13 protein-coding genes are annotated in these 14,264 nt (G+C 60.9%); 2 read left to right on the forward strand and 11 right to left on the reverse strand.

Annotated elements, in window-relative coordinates:
• Window positions 1-58: 58 nt before the first annotated feature.
• From ACR0B5_RS15735 to hutI, 10 genes are all read right to left on the reverse strand, one after another.
• Window positions 59-820, reverse strand: coding sequence for a methyltransferase domain-containing protein (locus ACR0B5_RS15735; RefSeq protein ID WP_480541670.1), 762 nt, complete (start codon window positions 818-820; stop codon window positions 59-61).
• Window positions 817-1,437: a pimeloyl-ACP methyl esterase BioG family protein gene (locus ACR0B5_RS15740; protein ID WP_480541672.1), complete on the reverse strand. Its 621-nt coding sequence runs from the start codon at window positions 1,435-1,437 to the stop codon at window positions 817-819. Before ACR0B5_RS15740 ends, ACR0B5_RS15735 begins: the two co-directional genes overlap by 4 nt.
• The gene (bioA, locus tag ACR0B5_RS15745) at window positions 1,434-2,720 is read right to left on the reverse strand and encodes an adenosylmethionine--8-amino-7-oxononanoate transaminase (protein WP_480541674.1); all 1,287 of its coding nucleotides are present in this window, start codon (window positions 2,718-2,720) and stop codon (window positions 1,434-1,436) included. The genes ACR0B5_RS15740 and bioA overlap by 4 nt, the downstream gene beginning before the upstream one ends.
• Window positions 2,717-3,337: a dethiobiotin synthase gene (gene bioD, locus ACR0B5_RS15750; protein ID WP_480541676.1), complete on the reverse strand. Its 621-nt coding sequence runs from the start codon at window positions 3,335-3,337 to the stop codon at window positions 2,717-2,719. Before bioD ends, bioA begins: the two co-directional genes overlap by 4 nt.
• Window positions 3,334-4,467, reverse strand: a complete 1,134-nt coding sequence (locus ACR0B5_RS15755) for an 8-amino-7-oxononanoate synthase (protein WP_480541678.1) — start codon at window positions 4,465-4,467, stop codon at window positions 3,334-3,336. The genes bioD and ACR0B5_RS15755 overlap by 4 nt, the downstream gene beginning before the upstream one ends.
• A complete protein-coding gene (gene bioB, locus ACR0B5_RS15760) occupies window positions 4,464-5,444 on the reverse strand; it encodes a biotin synthase BioB (RefSeq protein ID WP_480541680.1) in 981 nt (326 codons plus the stop codon). Before bioB ends, ACR0B5_RS15755 begins: the two co-directional genes overlap by 4 nt.
• A 126-nt stretch (window positions 5,445-5,570) precedes the next feature.
• Window positions 5,571-7,253 (reverse strand): urocanate hydratase, encoded by a 1,683-nt coding sequence (hutU, locus tag ACR0B5_RS15765; protein ID WP_480541681.1) that lies wholly within the window; start codon window positions 7,251-7,253, stop codon window positions 5,571-5,573.
• Window positions 7,250-8,044: an N-formylglutamate deformylase gene (gene hutG, locus ACR0B5_RS15770; RefSeq protein ID WP_480541683.1), complete on the reverse strand. Its 795-nt coding sequence runs from the start codon at window positions 8,042-8,044 to the stop codon at window positions 7,250-7,252. Before hutG ends, hutU begins: the two co-directional genes overlap by 4 nt.
• Window positions 8,041-9,579 (reverse strand): histidine ammonia-lyase, encoded by a 1,539-nt coding sequence (gene hutH / locus ACR0B5_RS15775; RefSeq protein WP_480541685.1) that lies wholly within the window; start codon window positions 9,577-9,579, stop codon window positions 8,041-8,043. The genes hutG and hutH overlap by 4 nt, the downstream gene beginning before the upstream one ends.
• A complete protein-coding gene (gene hutI, locus ACR0B5_RS15780) occupies window positions 9,576-10,784 on the reverse strand; it encodes an imidazolonepropionase (RefSeq protein WP_480541686.1) in 1,209 nt (402 codons plus the stop codon). The genes hutH and hutI overlap by 4 nt, the downstream gene beginning before the upstream one ends.
• Before the next feature lie 82 nt (window positions 10,785-10,866).
• Between hutI and ACR0B5_RS15785 the strand changes: the two genes are divergently transcribed.
• Window positions 10,867-12,225, forward strand: coding sequence for a formimidoylglutamate deiminase (locus tag ACR0B5_RS15785; protein ID WP_480541688.1), 1,359 nt, complete (start codon window positions 10,867-10,869; stop codon window positions 12,223-12,225).
• A gap of 78 nt (window positions 12,226-12,303) precedes the next feature.
• Window positions 12,304-13,005 (forward strand): GntR family transcriptional regulator, encoded by a 702-nt coding sequence (locus ACR0B5_RS15790; RefSeq protein WP_170555019.1) that lies wholly within the window; start codon window positions 12,304-12,306, stop codon window positions 13,003-13,005.
• Window positions 13,006-13,023: 18 nt separating this feature from the next.
• Here ACR0B5_RS15790 and ACR0B5_RS15795 read toward each other — a convergent pair whose 3' ends face one another.
• On the reverse strand, window positions 13,024-13,980 hold the full coding sequence (locus ACR0B5_RS15795; RefSeq protein ID WP_480541690.1) for a LysR family transcriptional regulator: 957 nt from the start codon (window positions 13,978-13,980) through the stop codon (window positions 13,024-13,026).
• Window positions 13,981-14,264 lie beyond the last annotated feature (284 nt).

Raw genomic sequence — 14,264 nt, forward strand, 5'->3', positions numbered from 1 at the left:
TGCGCCTGAGTGCCTGCAAACGCTGAAAAGACGGACGCGAGGTACTAACCGCGAGGCCTCAGACCTGCGGCTTGCGCGCGACGATCCAGACGGGATGATAGCTGAGAGAGACGCCGTTTTCGGTCTGAAACTGGCGTGTGTACTCTGCCTCGAACAGGGCGAGTGTGGATTTGGTCCAGACACTTTTCGCGCGCCCGTTGACGCCGGTCTTACGCATATGGCGCAGAACATGGCGCGGGGTAGGAAAGTATGAAGGTCGCAGCGCCTCGCCTGTCGCAAGCACTTCCAGATGAGCCTCCACAGCCCCTGCCATCTGGTCGGGGCCGCACAAACCGGGGGCACAGGCCGAACTGCCGATCTGGCTTAGTTCCCGATATTGTTCCCGCCCAAAGCCCGAAATCACCAACCAGCCGCCCGGTGCGAGGGATCTAGCCGCTTGTTCCAAAAGCGCCTGCGGGTCTTCCATCCACTGGATCATCGACGCCGAGGCAAAAAGATCAGCCTTCTCGGGCCAGATGACCTGCCGCGCGTCCCCGCAGACAAATTGCGCGCCAATCTCATCTGCTGTTTGGCGGGCTTCGGGTGCGACATCATTCAATGTGAGGCTGTCAAAACAGTGGGCCTGAAATAGAAGCCGCGTGAAGTGTCCGGTTCCGCAACCCAGCTCAAATCCGCGTTCAAACTTGGTCGGGGCACCGTGTCGGCGCATCTCTTCCACCAGTTTCTCGGCCACCCAAGCCTGTTGGCAGGCCGTGTCGTGATAGCTTTGGAAGCTACGGCTGAAGCTACGCTGAACCCGGTCCGAGAGTTGCACGGTCATGCCAGCCACTCTGCCCAGCTTTGCCCCGCGCGGAACGGGACATGAGGACCTTCGATCCTTCGAATACTATCAGCACGCGAGGCCCATGCGGCCTTTTGCGCGTTTGTTGGCACAATGCGGTCGCGGGTGGGAATCCAAATACGATCAAAACCCGGATCTTCAGCTGGGCCACGGTCGATCACCGCGTGTAACTCGGCCCGAGCGGAAGGGATATCCAGTTCGGGAACCTCTCCGCTCACACCCGCGCGGCGGCAGAATTTGGCAAAGCTGGTCTGAGACAATTGATCCGCCGTTGCGCGGATCATGTCGGGTGCGATCCCATGCTCGGCACTTGCAGGGTTCAGCGTGCCGCTGACTGCAACCAAGCGATCTGGGCGCATCCCCGTTTGGTTCAGCCAATGCGCGGCTGAGACGACGCCGAAAGAGAAGGCCAGCAAATTCACACGGTCGAACCGCGACAAGTCCGGCAGCGGGTCATCCAGTCGGGTATAGCCCTCAACGAACAGCACATTTTCCCCACCTGTAAGGCAGGAGAATGGCGCAGAACCCAACGCCCACCCCCCGAACACGAGTATCAGATCGGGGCTATCCGAGCGTGCCAGCCAGCGATGACTCATCCGTCGCCTCCAGCGAGATCAACCATGGCGGCGGTGACGCGGCTCAGCTCATCTGGCGAGATGATGTAGGGCGGCATGCAGTAAATATTATGCCCAAACGGACGCAACCAGACGCCTGTTTTTGGGGCGAGGCCATGGGCTACGGCAGGGTCGACACGGTCTTTCATCTCGATCACACCGATGCCGCCCAGAACCCGCACATCCGCAACGTCGGTCAAGTCACGAGACGGAGCGAGTTCGTCCTGCATCTGCTCAGCAATCCCGGTGACCTCGGCCCGCCAGTCGCGTTGGACCAACTGATCGAGGCTGGCCACACCAGCGGCGCAGGCCAGAGGGTTGGCCATATAGGTCGGGCCATGCATCAGCACCCCGGCCTCGCTTTCGCCGATGCCCTGCGCAACCGCCTCGGTCGCGATGGTGGCGGCCAGTGTAATGTGCCCTCCGGTCAGGGCTTTGCCGAGGCACAGGATGTCGGGCGCCACATCCGCGTGGTCCATGGCAAACAGCTCACCACTGCGGCCAAAGCCCGTGGCGATTTCATCGAAAATCAGCAGCACATCATGCGCGTCACACAGCGCCCGCGCACCTTTCAGCCAGTTCGGGTGGTAGAAATACATCCCGCCCGCACCCTGCACGACAGGCTCCAGGATCAGTCCCGCGATCTTGTCGCCTTTTTCGTCCAACAACTGCTCAAGTGCCTTCAGCCCGTTTTCGGCGGCATCCTCTGACCAGTCCTGATTGAACCGGATGGTCGGGCGTGGCAAGAAATGCTGGATGGACAGAGCGCCCTTGAACAGCCCGTGCATCCCGTTCACCGGGTCGCACACGCTCATCGCTTTCCACGTATCACCGTGATAGCCGCCCCGAATGGTGGCGAACTCTGACCGCGCGCTTCGGCCTTTTGCGATCTGGTACTGCACCGCCATTTTCAGCGCGACTTCGATTGCGACCGAGCCGCTGTCGCTGTAGAAGATGCGATCCAAACCATCGGGCAGCATTCCGATCAGCCTGCGGCCCAGCTCGACCGCGGGTGCGTGGGTCAGACCTCCGAACATGACATGCGGCAGTTGCGCCAGTTGGGCCTGCATCGCCTCGATAATGGCTGGGTGGCGATGGCCGTGAACGGTACACCACCAGGACGACATGGCGTCGATCATCTGCCCGCCGTCCTCACGCGTCAGCCAGACGCCCTCGGACCCGGTAATCATATGCATCGGTCCGGGATCCAGCACATGGGTGTAGGGGTGCCACAGGTGGCGGGCGTCAAACTCCAGCGGGGTCATAGAGCCCTCCGGATCGCATCAAGGTCGATGGTCTGGAACGCATCCGACAGGTTTTCACGGGTCAGGTCCGAGAGATAGGGCAGCCGCCCCAAATGCCGGACCTTGCACATCTGTGCGATGGTTTGTTCCACATCCGGCTCAGGGTCGCCGACAAAAGCAACGCCAACGACATCGCACCCCGCATTGCGCAACGCCATCAGGGACAACGCTGTGTGGTTGATCGTACCAAGCGCGGTGCGCGCAACCAGAACCATGGGGGCTTTCCATTGCGCGAAGAGGTCCAGATAGAACACCTGCCGATTTAGAGGAACCATCACCCCCCCTGCCCCTTCAACAACCAGAGGGCCATCGACCTGCGGCAGTGCCAGTTGGGCAAGGTCGATCTCGACCCCCATATCCTCGGCGGACAGATGCGGAGAGGCGGGCATGTTTAGGCGGTACGCCTCAGGCAGCACCTCGGCCCCGGACAGGGTGCGCACGATGTCGGCGTCGGTCGCATCCTCAAGCCCGGATTGCACCGGCTTCCAGTAGGTGGCTCCAAGGGCGGCGGTTAGACCTGCGGAGAAAACAGTCTTGCCGATGCCCGTGTCAGTTCCGGTGATGATCAGCGTGCTCATGCGGCCTCCGATTGATATGCCGCTAAGGCTTTGAACAGGGACGAGATATCGGCGCGATCTACATTGCCGGTGATGGAAATCCGCAACCGCGACGTTCCACGCGGTACGGTTGGCGGGCGGATGCCCCTGACGTCGAACCCATGCGTTTGCAAGGTCTGAGCCATCGTCATCGTGCGCGCATCATCGCCCAGAATGACCGGAATGATCTGGCTGTTGAGCGCAGCCTCAGCAATTCCAATTGCGCGCCCCGCATCATGGGCATGGCCAATGCGCTTCTGGGCGGCGTCGACCAGACTTGTCTGAGTAGCCAGCGCCTCAAGGGCCGCACGTACCAAAGCAGCGTTCAGAGGCGACGGTGCGGTGGCAAAGATGAAGGCGCGTGCGCGGTTGATCAGCGTTTCGATCAAAACCTTAGGGCCGCAGATCAACCCTCCAGCCACGCCCAGACCTTTGCCGCAGGTGTGCAGCGTCAACAGATGGCAGTCGAGGTCATGCGCCAGCCCCCGTCCCCGAGGTCCGAACACGCCGGTCGCGTGGGCTTCGTCGACGACCAGAACGGCGTCCTGTTCCCGCGCCAAACCCGCCAAATCGGTCAGAGGGGCCAGATCCCCTTCCATCGAATAGACGCTCTCGACTGCGATCCAAATTTGGCCCGCGCCGCCCTCGGCCCGCCACAGCTGCGCCTTTTCACGCGCGTCGCCGACATCATTATGCCGAAACGACCGCTGATCGGCCCGGCAAGAGCGCATGCCCTCATGCGCGCTGGCATGAACCAGAGCGTCAAAGAGAACCAGATCATCGGCCGCAGGAAGGGTTGCGAAAATCGCCTGATTGGCCTGAAAGCCGCCACCCATGAACAAGGCAGCCTCGGCCCCGAAAAAGGTGGCTGCCTCGGCCTCCAACGCTTCATGCTCAGAGTGGTTACCGCGCAATAGACGCGAGCCGCCAGAGCCAACCGGAACACCACGCGACAAGGCCTCTTGCGCGGCCTCTTGCAGAAGCTGCGACCCGGCAATGCCCAGATAGTCATTCGACGCGAAATCCAATCCCGACGCAGGCGTCAGGACCCGGCGGCGGTGCCGGGCCTGCAAGTTGTCGAGCATGGATTCGAGCCGAGCAGCAGCCTTCATTCAGCGGCTTCCCGGCCCGCCTGATCCCCGGCTTTTTCGGCCTGCAGACCAAGTTTGGCGAACAGGACCATATCGGTGTCCTCTTCGGGATTTTCCGCCGTCAGAAGCGTTTCGCCCACAAAGATCGAGTTCGCACCGGCGAAGAAACACATCGCCTGCATCTCGTCGCTCATTTCGCTGCGGCCAGCGGACAGGCGAACGTAAGAGGTTGGCATCAGGATACGCGCCGTTGCGATGATGCGCACAAAGTCGATCGGGTCGATCGGCTCGGCATCGGCCAGAGGTGTGTCGGCCTGCGGCATCAGCATGTTGATCGGAACCGAATCCGGCGCAGGCTGCATGTTGGCCAGCGTCAGCAGCATATCGATGCGGTCGCCCGTATGCTCACCCATGCCCAGAATGCCGCCGGAACACACTTTGATCCCCGCTTCCTGCACTCGGTTCATCGTATCGATCCGGTCGGCGAAGGTCCGGGTTGTGATGACTTCGGAGTAGTAGCGCTCAGACGTGTCGATATTGTGGTTGTAGTAGTCCAGCCCCGCATCGCGCAGCTGCACGACCTGAGTGTCGTCCAGCATGCCCAGCGTCATGCAGGTCTCCATCCCCATGGCCTTGACGCCTTCGACCATCGCGACCAAAGCTGCCATGTCGCGCGCCTTGGGCTCACGCCAGGCAGCGCCCATGCAGAACCGCGTCGCGCCGCCATCCTTGGCCTTCTTCGCCTCGGCCAGAACACGCTGCACCTCGATCAATTTGGAGGCAGGCAGGGTCGAGCCGTTGCGGGCCGATTGCGAGCAATAGGCACAATCCTCGGCGCAGCCTCCAGTTTTGATCGACAGCAGCTTCGAGGTCTGGATTTTGTTGGGGTCGAAATGCTCACGATGGACGGTTTGCGCCCGGAACAACAGATCCATCAGCGGAAGATCATGAACAGCTTGCGCGGATTTTTTGGTCCAGCCGGAATGAGGGATGATCATTTTATCTATAAAACCTTCGGCAGCTTGCGTTGCGTCGAGTTTATTATCTACAAAAATTCACGACGCAACCCGGCATGCATCACAAGTTCAATATGACGCATCAATTCGCGGATCGTTGACCGAGGGCTATCCCAGAATACCCGGCAACCGCAGACCGTGTTCGCGGGCACAAGCCTTGGCATCCTCGTACCCCGCATCTGCGTGGCGCCACACGCCCGAGGCCGGATCGTTCCACAAAACCCGCTCCAACCGTTTGGCCGCTGCATCGGTACCATCGGCGCAAATGACCACGCCCGCGTGTTGGCTAAAGCCCATGCCGACCCCACCGCCATGATGCAAAGACACCCATGTTGCGCCCGAGGCCGTATTCACCAGCGCATTCAGCAACGGCCAGTCGGAAACAGCGTCCGAGCCGTCCTTCATCGCCTCGGTCTCACGGTTGGGCGAGGCGACGGACCCGCTGTCGAGGTGATCCCGACCAATGACAACCGGGGCTTTTAGTTCTCCGTCGCGCACCATTTCGTTGAAGGCCAGCCCGGCCTTGTGGCGATCCCCAAGACCGATCCAGCAGATCCGTGCGGGCAGGCCCTGGAAGGCAATACGCTCCTGCGCCATGTCAAGCCAATTGTGCAGATGGGTGTTCTCGGGGAACAGCTCTTTCATCTTGGCGTCGGTTTTGTAGATATCCTCGGGGTCGCCAGACAAGGCGCACCAGCGGAACGGGCCGACCCCGCGGCAAAACAGCGGGCGAATATAAGCGGGCACGAAACCGGGGAAGGCAAAGGCGTTCTCTAACCCTTCATCTTGCGCCACCTGACGGATGTTGTTGCCGTAGTCCAGCGTCGGCACGCCCGCGTTCCAGAAATCGACCATCGCAGCGACATGTTGTTTCATTGAGGCGCGCGCGGCAGTTTCAACCGCTTTGGGATCGCTTTCGCGTTTGTCCTTCCACTGCGCCATGGTCCAGCCCAGCGGCAGGTAGCCGTTGACCGGGTCATGGGCGCTGGTCTGGTCGGTAACGATATCGGGGCGCATGCCACCGGCCTGCATCCGGGCGTAAATCTCGGGGAAGATTTCGGCAGCATTGCCCAGCAGGCCGACCGATTTCGCCTCACCCGCCTTGGTCCAGCGGTCGATCATCTCAAGCGCTTCGTCCAGCGTTTCGGCCTTTTCGTCCAGGTATTTTGTGCGCAGGCGGAAGTCGATGCTGTCCGGATTGCATTCAACAGCCAGACAGCAGGCCCCGGCAAAAACAGCCGCCAAGGGCTGCGCGCCGCCCATGCCGCCCAGACCGCCGGTCAGGATCCATTTGCCGGTCAGATCGCCGCCGTAGTGCTGACGCCCGGCTTCGGCAAAGGTCTCGTAGGTGCCCTGCACGATACCTTGCGTGCCGATATAGATCCACGAGCCGGCGGTCATCTGGCCGTACATCATCAGGCCCTTCTTATCGAGCTCGTTGAAGTGATCCCAATTGGCCCAATGCGGCACGAGGTTGGAATTCGCGATCAGCACCCGAGGCGCATCAGCGTGGGTCCGCACAATGGCCACCGGCTTGCCGGACTGCACAACCAGTGTCTCGTCTTCTTCCAGATCCTTGAGGCTTGAGACGATCGTATCAAAATCGCTCCAAGTCCGCGCCGCGCGCCCGATACCGCCATAGACGACCAGCTCATGCGGGTTCTCGGCCACGTCCGGGTGCAAGTTGTTCATCAGCATCCGCAGCGGCGCTTCGGTCATCCAGCTTTTGGTGTTTAACTCTGGCCCGGTGGGTGGATAGATATCACGGGTGTTCTTGCGAGGGTCGGTCATGCGGCAATCTCCAATGCGGTGTCCTGGATCGTATCCAGAATGTCTTTGAGCCAGCGGCGCAGGCGGTCGGCTTTATCAGTGTCATAAGTCCACGGTGGGGACTCAGCGCTCAGATAGCTTGATTGGGCCAGCTCCATCTGAATAGCGTGGATGCCCTCAGACGGGCGGCCGTAATGCCGGGTCGTCCAGCCGCCTTTGAAACGTCCGTTCAAAACAGTGCTGTAAGGCGACGAGGCGGCAAATTCGCGGGCGATGGCCTCAATCTCCGGCGCGCAGGTTGTGCCGTTATTTGTGCCCAGGTTCATGTCCGGCAGAATGCCATCGAACAAGAACGGGATGTGACTCCGAATCGAGTGGCAATCATAAAGGACAGCAAAGCCGTGGATCGCCTTCACCCGCGCCAGTTCGGCCTCAAGCGCGGCGTGGTAGGGCGCGTGGAAAGCCGCTCGGCGCTCCGCGATCTCAGCCTCGGATGGCGGCTGATCCCAGATATTCCGCCCGTTAAAATCTGTCAGCGGCACCAGCGTTGTGGTGTTCCGACCGGGATAGAGCGACACGCCGGAAGGGTCGCGATTGGCGTCGATCACATAGCGGTGGAAGGTCGCGCGTACCGTGGTCGCTCCGGGCAGCAACCCGTCATAGAGCGTATGGATGTGCCAGTCTGTATCATCCAGCCCCCTGCCCCGATCATTCAGCTTTGCCTCGATCTTAGGCGGCACATAGGTGCCGGTATGGGGCAGACCCAGAACAATGGGGCCGTTGCCTTGCGTGATCTCGACGGGATTGGTCATGCACCCAGCTCCGGCATGGCAACGCCTGTATTCTGCGCGATCTCACCGCTGGCGATCAGGGCCGAGGCCGCCTCGATATCCGGCGCGGTGTAGCGGTCATCCCCCAAAGGCGGCACCACCGCGCGCAGCCGAGCCATCACGCCTTGAAGCGTCTCACTAGTGGGCAGTGGGGCGCGGAATTCGATCCCTTGCGTGGCGCAGAGCAGTTCCACCCCCAGAATGCGCTCTAGGTTGGTAACCATCTGGCCCAAACGCCGCGCGCCATGGGCCGCCATTGAGACATGGTCCTCCTGATTGGCGGAGGTGGGCGTCGAATCCGTCACGCAGGGGTTGGCGAGATGTTTGTTTTCGCTCATCAAAGCCGCCGTCGTGACCTCGGCAATCATCAGGCCCGAGTTCAGCCCGGGATTGGGGGTCAGGAACGGCGGCAGATCAAAGCTGAGGACGGGGTCCACGATCAGCGCGATGCGGCGTTGGGCGATGGCTCCGATCTCGGCCACAGCCAGCGCGATCATATCGGCGGCGAACCCAACCGGTTCGGCGTGAAAGTTACCGCCCGAGACGATCAGCCCGGCCTCGGACAGAACCAGAGGGTTGTCGGTGGCGGCGTTCGCCTCAAGCTCAAGCGTCGTGGCGGCTTGTCGGATCACGTCCATTGCCGCACCGACGACCTGCGGTTGGCAGCGGATGCAATACGGGTCCTGCACGCGGGTATCGCCGTCGCGGTGGCTTTCGCGGATCACCGATCCGGCCAGCAGGGCGCGCATGGTGGCTGCGGCCTCAATCTGGCCGCGATGGCCGCGCAAGCTGTGTATTTCAGGCTGCAACGGCGCGGTGGATCCCATGATGGCGTCCGTGGTCAGAGCCGAAGTAACCAGCGCGCTTTGCGCCGCTTGCCACGCCCCGAACAGGCCCGCCAAAGCAAAAGCGGTCGAAAACTGGGTGCCGTTGATCAGCGCCAGACCCTCTTTCGGGCCAAGCCCCACCGGCGTCAGGCCAGCTGCCGCCAACGCCTCAGCACCCGGCAAGACCTCGCCGCCATATTCGGCCTCACCCTCGCCCATCATGACAGCCGCCATATGCGACAGCGGCGCCAGATCACCAGAGGCCCCGACCGAGCCCTGCGCTGGGATCACAGGCGTGACGCCCTTGGCCAGCATAGCCTCGAGAAGCGTGATCAACTCCAGCCGCACGCCCGAGGCTCCGCGCCCGAGGCTGAGCAGTTTCAGGACCATCATCAACCGTGCATGCGCCCGCGGGATCGCAGGGCCGACGCCGCAGCAATGCGACAGGATCAGATTGCGTTGCAGGGTCGCCGTATCCTCGGCCGCGATCTTGACACTGGCTAGTTTGCCGAAGCCTGTGTTGACACCGTAGACTGCGGCCTCACCCGCAGCGGCATCCGCGATGCGCGCGTGGGCAGCCAGAATGCCGGGATGGCATACCGGATTTAGCTGCACGGCGCATTCGTCTAAGAACACCTGCTCCAACTGCGCCAGAGAAACAGCGCCGGGTGTAAGGGTCAGGGTGGTCAAACTGCGCCTCCGATAATGCGAGTGTGTAGCGAATTGAAGCCGATGCGATAGGACAGCTCGGCCGGGTGAGTGACGTTCCAGATCGCCAGATCAGCGCGCATGCCGGGTGCAATCTGGCCGCAATCGTGCAAACCCAGCGCGCGGGCCGCGTTGAGGGTCACGCCTTTCAGCGCCTCTTCGGGCGTCATGCGGAACAGGGTGCAGCCCATGTTCATCGCCAAAAGCAGAGAGGTCATCGGGGCCGAACCCGGATTACAATCCGTCGCCAAAGCCATCGGCACATTGTGCTTGCGCAGCAGGTCAATGGGCGGAGATTGCGTTTCGCGCAGGGTATAGAAAGCACCGGGCAGGATCACGCCAACCGTGCCAGCGCGCGCCATCGCGTTGGCACCCTCGTCATCGAGATACTCGATATGATCCGCAGACAGTGCGCCGTAGCTGGCCGCCAGCTTTGCGCCGCCCAGGTTGGACAACTGTTCGGCGTGGAGTTTGATCGGCAGGCCAAGCTCTCTCGCCACATCAAACAGCGGCACGAGTTGGTCGGGCAGAAAGGCAATCCCTTCGCAGAAGGCATCCACGGCATCAACCAGCCCCTCGGCATGGGCGGCCCGAAGGGTTGGAATGCAAATCTCGCCTATATAAGCGTCCGGATTACCTTTGTACTCCACCGGCACCGCATGGGCGCCCAGAAAACTGGTAACGACCCGCACCGGGCGGTGGTCTTGCAAAGCCCGCGCGGCGCGGAGCATGGTCAATTCGGTCTCGCGATCCAAGCCGTAGCCGGATTTCACTTCGATGACCGAGACACCTTCGGCCAGCATCGCATCCACGCGCGGCAGCGCCTGAGCGATCAGGTCATCCAAACTGGCATCGCGCGTGGCCGTTACCGTCGAGATGATCCCCCCTCCGGCGCGGGCGACCTCTTCATAGCTCGCCCCATTCAAGCGCATCTCGAACTCGACAGCGCGGTGGCCGCCGTGGATCACATGCGTGTGGCAATCGATCAGAGCGGGCGTCACCAGACGCCCTGCGCAGGACGTCTCAGACAACCCGACATAGGTTTCGGGCAAAGCGGTCTGCGGCCCGACCCACGCGATTTTATCGTCCTCGATCACAATTGCCGCCGACTCAATCACCCCATAAGGCGCGCCATTCTCCACCATGGTTGCGGCGCTCAGGTCCTTGAGGATGTGGGTTGTAGACATTTGATTCTCGCAGTGGATGCAATTCTCTCTTTTCTAGTACATTCCAATATGTTTTATGTCTATCCATAAAATGGAGAGCCACATGACCATCTTCGCGACGCGCACATTGCTACCAACAGGTTGGGCAGAGAATGTCAGGCTGGATCTGGAAGGCGGGCACGTTGCCGCTGTGACAGTTGGCGCTAAAGCGCAGGACGCAGATGTCACGGTCGACACCCTGTTGCCTGCGCTGGCCAACCTTCACAGCCATGCCTTTCAGCGTGCCATGGCAGGAATGACCGAATACCGACGCGCCGGGCAGGACAGCTTCTGGACGTGGCGCGATGTGATGTATCGCTTCACTGCACAACTGACGCCCGGTCAGATTCAGGCCATCGCTGCACTTGTCTATATGGAGATGCAGGAGGCCGGGTTCGCCTCCGTCGGAGAGTTTCACTATCTGCACCATCAACCCGGCGGCGCACCCTATGAGCGGCTAGCCGAGCTGTCCGATAGCATCATGGCTGCCGCCGTCGAAACAGGTATCGGCCTGACGCATCTGCCCGTCCTCTACTCCTATGCCGGGGTCGGAGAAGTGCCTTTGGAACCCGGGCAACAGCGGTTCGGCAACGACGTGACACGTTTCCTGCGACTGGTGGACGAGGCCAAAGCGGCCAGCGCCGCATTGCCAGAGGATGTCCGGGTGGGAATTGCCCCGCATTCCCTGCGCGCGACCTCACCCGCCGATCTGAAAGAAGTGCTGAGCCATCACACCGGTTTGGTCCACATCCATATAGCCGAGCAGCCGAAGGAGGTTGAGCAGGTACAGGTTGGCCTCGGCGCGCGTCCGGTCGAATGGCTGCTGGGAAATACCCCCGTCGACGGGCAGTGGTGCTTGATCCACGCCACACACATAACCGATGAAGAGACGCGCGCCTTGGCGGCGTCAGGCGCTGTCGCTGGCCTCTGCCCAATCACAGAAGCCAATCTGGGCGACGGCCCGTTCAATGGCGCGACTTACTTGGCCGCAGGCGGCGCATTCGGTGTGGGATCGGATTCGAACGTGCGGATTTCACTGACCGAGGAGCTTCGGACGCTGGAGTATTCCCAACGCCTGCGGGACCTGTCGCGCAATGTGCTCGTGGTCGGCGAAGGGTCCGTTGGGAAAACCCTCTATTGCGGCGCCGCGACGGGGGGAGCGCAAGCGCTGGGCCGCAACGCGGGGCAGATCGCTGAGGGGGCTTTGGCCGACCTCGTTGCCATCGATAGCAGTGATCCGGCGCTGTGCACTTTGCGACCTGAACAGTTACTGGACGGGTTTGTGTTTGCCGCACAAGACAGAGTGGTGACCGACCTTTGGTCGGCTGGGCGACACAAGGTCAAGGAGGGTCAACACGTGGCACGTGACCAGATCGTGGCGCGGTACAGAAAAGCCATAGCCGAGATATTGCCTCACTTGTAACGCTAGACATCCTCTTTACGCGAGGGTCGCCTGCAATACATATTATGAATAAGCTTATTGAGGAAACGGGATCAGATCGTGACGGAACAGAAGAACATCGGTTTTCAGGATATCCGTGACGAGGTGATCAACCGTATCCAAAGCCGCATCTGGCCTCAGGGAAGCTTGCTTCCGACCGAGCTGGAACTGGCTGCCGAGTTCGGCTGCGCCCGAGCTACCGTGAACCGCGCGCTTCGAGAGCTGGCGGAACAGGGCATCATCACCCGCAAGCGCAAAGGCGGCACCCGGGTCGTCACGACCCCGGTCAAACAAGCCAAACTGCCGATCACCGTTGTCCGCCAGACGATCGAGGATATGAATGCCGAATACCGTTATGCGCTTGTCAGCCGCACGCAGATCGACTGCCCAGCGTGGCTACAGGCCAAGCTGAGCCTGCAGGAAGGCGCGCAAATCCTGCATTTGCAGTGCATGCATCACGCCGACAACCGCCCCTTTCAGTTCGAAGAACGCTGGATCAGTGTCGACGCCGTCCCGCATGTGGTGAATGAGAGCTTTCTGACCACCGGCCCCAATGAATGGCTGCTGTCCGAGGTTCCCTTTTCCAACGCTGAGATCGCCTTCTCGGCGGTTCCAGCCACCGGGCAGTTGCAGGACTTTCTGTCAGTGCCACCGGGCACGCCGCTGTTCCAACTGGAACGCACGACATGGTTCCAAAGCAAACCGGTCACATTCGTCAGAATGACCTTCCATCAAGGTTATCAGATGCGGACCACCTACTAACCCCTTTGCCGAAAACGCTCAGACCGTCGCTGGCTGTTTCGGCGGATCAACTTCCTCGGGTTGATAGGTCGGGATCACTCCGATCGGGGGTTTTTCGCGAATGTATTCTCCGATCCGCGCCAGCATCGGTTTGCGCGGGCAATTTGGCCGCGTCGCCGCCCCCAGATCGCGCAGATGGCCTGGTCCTTCGAACGGAATAAAGCAAAGCGGCCAGTTATCCCGCTTGAACTGCTCGGCCGCCAGGGCGGAAACAATCGTGCAATCGTCAGAGTGGCAGATATGACGGCAGATCGTCTCAAACCGCAAAGCGGTCAGATCAAAGCGCTTACTGATACGGCTGGAGGGATCCTGCTTGGGCAACCAATCTTCCAACGCATAGCCGAAGCTATGGGGCAAACGGATGAAATCATGCACTGGCACCTCATCGGCAGAAATCGAGGGCAGAGTATGCAGCGGATGCCCCTCGCGCAGCGCCAGAAACAGAGGCTCGGACCAGATCGAGGTGAAATCCAGCGCGTCGCTATTGTTGATCTTGGCGACAAGCGCCAGGTCCAGCGTGTGGTCTTCGACCATCTGCAACATGTTTTGCGGCAGGTCTTCGATCATTGTCACCCGCATGCGCGGAAACAAAGTGCTGAACAGCTCCGAGAAATACTGTGTCAGGTACGGCGCCAACGTGGGCGTCATGCCGATGGTAAAAGGCACCGCCTCGGGGTCGCGGAACTCGGTCGCTGTGTCGCGGATCTTTTGCGCGTCATTCAGCATCCGGGTTGCGATGTCGACGATCCGCGCGCCGCAAGCGGTTGGGCGGACCTCATTGTTCAGGCGCAGGAACAGCTCGGCCCCCAGTTCCTGTTCAAGCTTCTTGATCTGATTGGACATCGCGGGCTGAGACACGTTGCAGGCCGAGGCGGCCTGACTGAACTGGCCGTGCTTGGCGATGGCAATGACGTATTCCAAGTCTCTGAGGTTCATGGCGGGGCAATTCAAACAATCAAATAGGTCAAGGTACCTGTGACACTACGCGGTGACCACCTGTTTCAGAAGCCCGGACAGCGGCTTGAGGCGAATTTGGCCCCCACAATTCGTCACAAATAGGTGAAACTTCGTCATCAAATAAGTGAGCGACCCGCGTTTTCCAATCGCATCGCCGTTTGAATCAAGGCCCTGACCAGCGAAGACCTCACGAAACCCGTGAGTATTTGCGTTGGTTATACCCCCAATTTGGACCATGAATTTCCGCTGACCACGGGCCAGGC

The sequence above is a fragment of the Ruegeria sp. AG1 genome (genome assembly GCF_056541705.1).

Bases quoted from the DNA above. Each gene is read 5' to 3' on its own strand.
- ACR0B5_RS15785 (WP_480541688.1), top strand. From the start codon at position 10,867: ATGACCATCTTCGCGACGCGCACATTGCTACCAACAGGTTGGGCAGAG.
- ACR0B5_RS15735 (WP_480541670.1), bottom strand. From the start codon at position 820: ATGACCGTGCAACTCTCGGACCGGGTTCAGCGTAGCTTCAGCCGTAGC.
- hutU (WP_480541681.1), bottom strand. From the start codon at position 7,253: ATGACCGACCCTCGCAAGAACACCCGTGATATCTATCCACCCACCGGG.
- hutG (WP_480541683.1), bottom strand. From the start codon at position 8,044: ATGACCAATCCCGTCGAGATCACGCAAGGCAACGGCCCCATTGTTCTG.
- ACR0B5_RS15795 (WP_480541690.1), bottom strand. From the start codon at position 13,980: ATGAACCTCAGAGACTTGGAATACGTCATTGCCATCGCCAAGCACGGC.
- bioA (WP_480541674.1), bottom strand. From the start codon at position 2,720: ATGACCCCGCTGGAGTTTGACGCCCGCCACCTGTGGCACCCCTACACC.
- ACR0B5_RS15755 (WP_480541678.1), bottom strand. From the start codon at position 4,467: ATGAAGGCTGCTGCTCGGCTCGAATCCATGCTCGACAACTTGCAGGCC.
- bioD (WP_480541676.1), bottom strand. From the start codon at position 3,337: ATGAGCACGCTGATCATCACCGGAACTGACACGGGCATCGGCAAGACT.
- ACR0B5_RS15740 (WP_480541672.1), bottom strand. From the start codon at position 1,437: ATGAGTCATCGCTGGCTGGCACGCTCGGATAGCCCCGATCTGATACTC.
- bioB (WP_480541680.1), bottom strand. From the start codon at position 5,444: ATGATCATCCCTCATTCCGGCTGGACCAAAAAATCCGCGCAAGCTGTT.
- hutI (WP_480541686.1), bottom strand. From the start codon at position 10,784: ATGTCTACAACCCACATCCTCAAGGACCTGAGCGCCGCAACCATGGTG.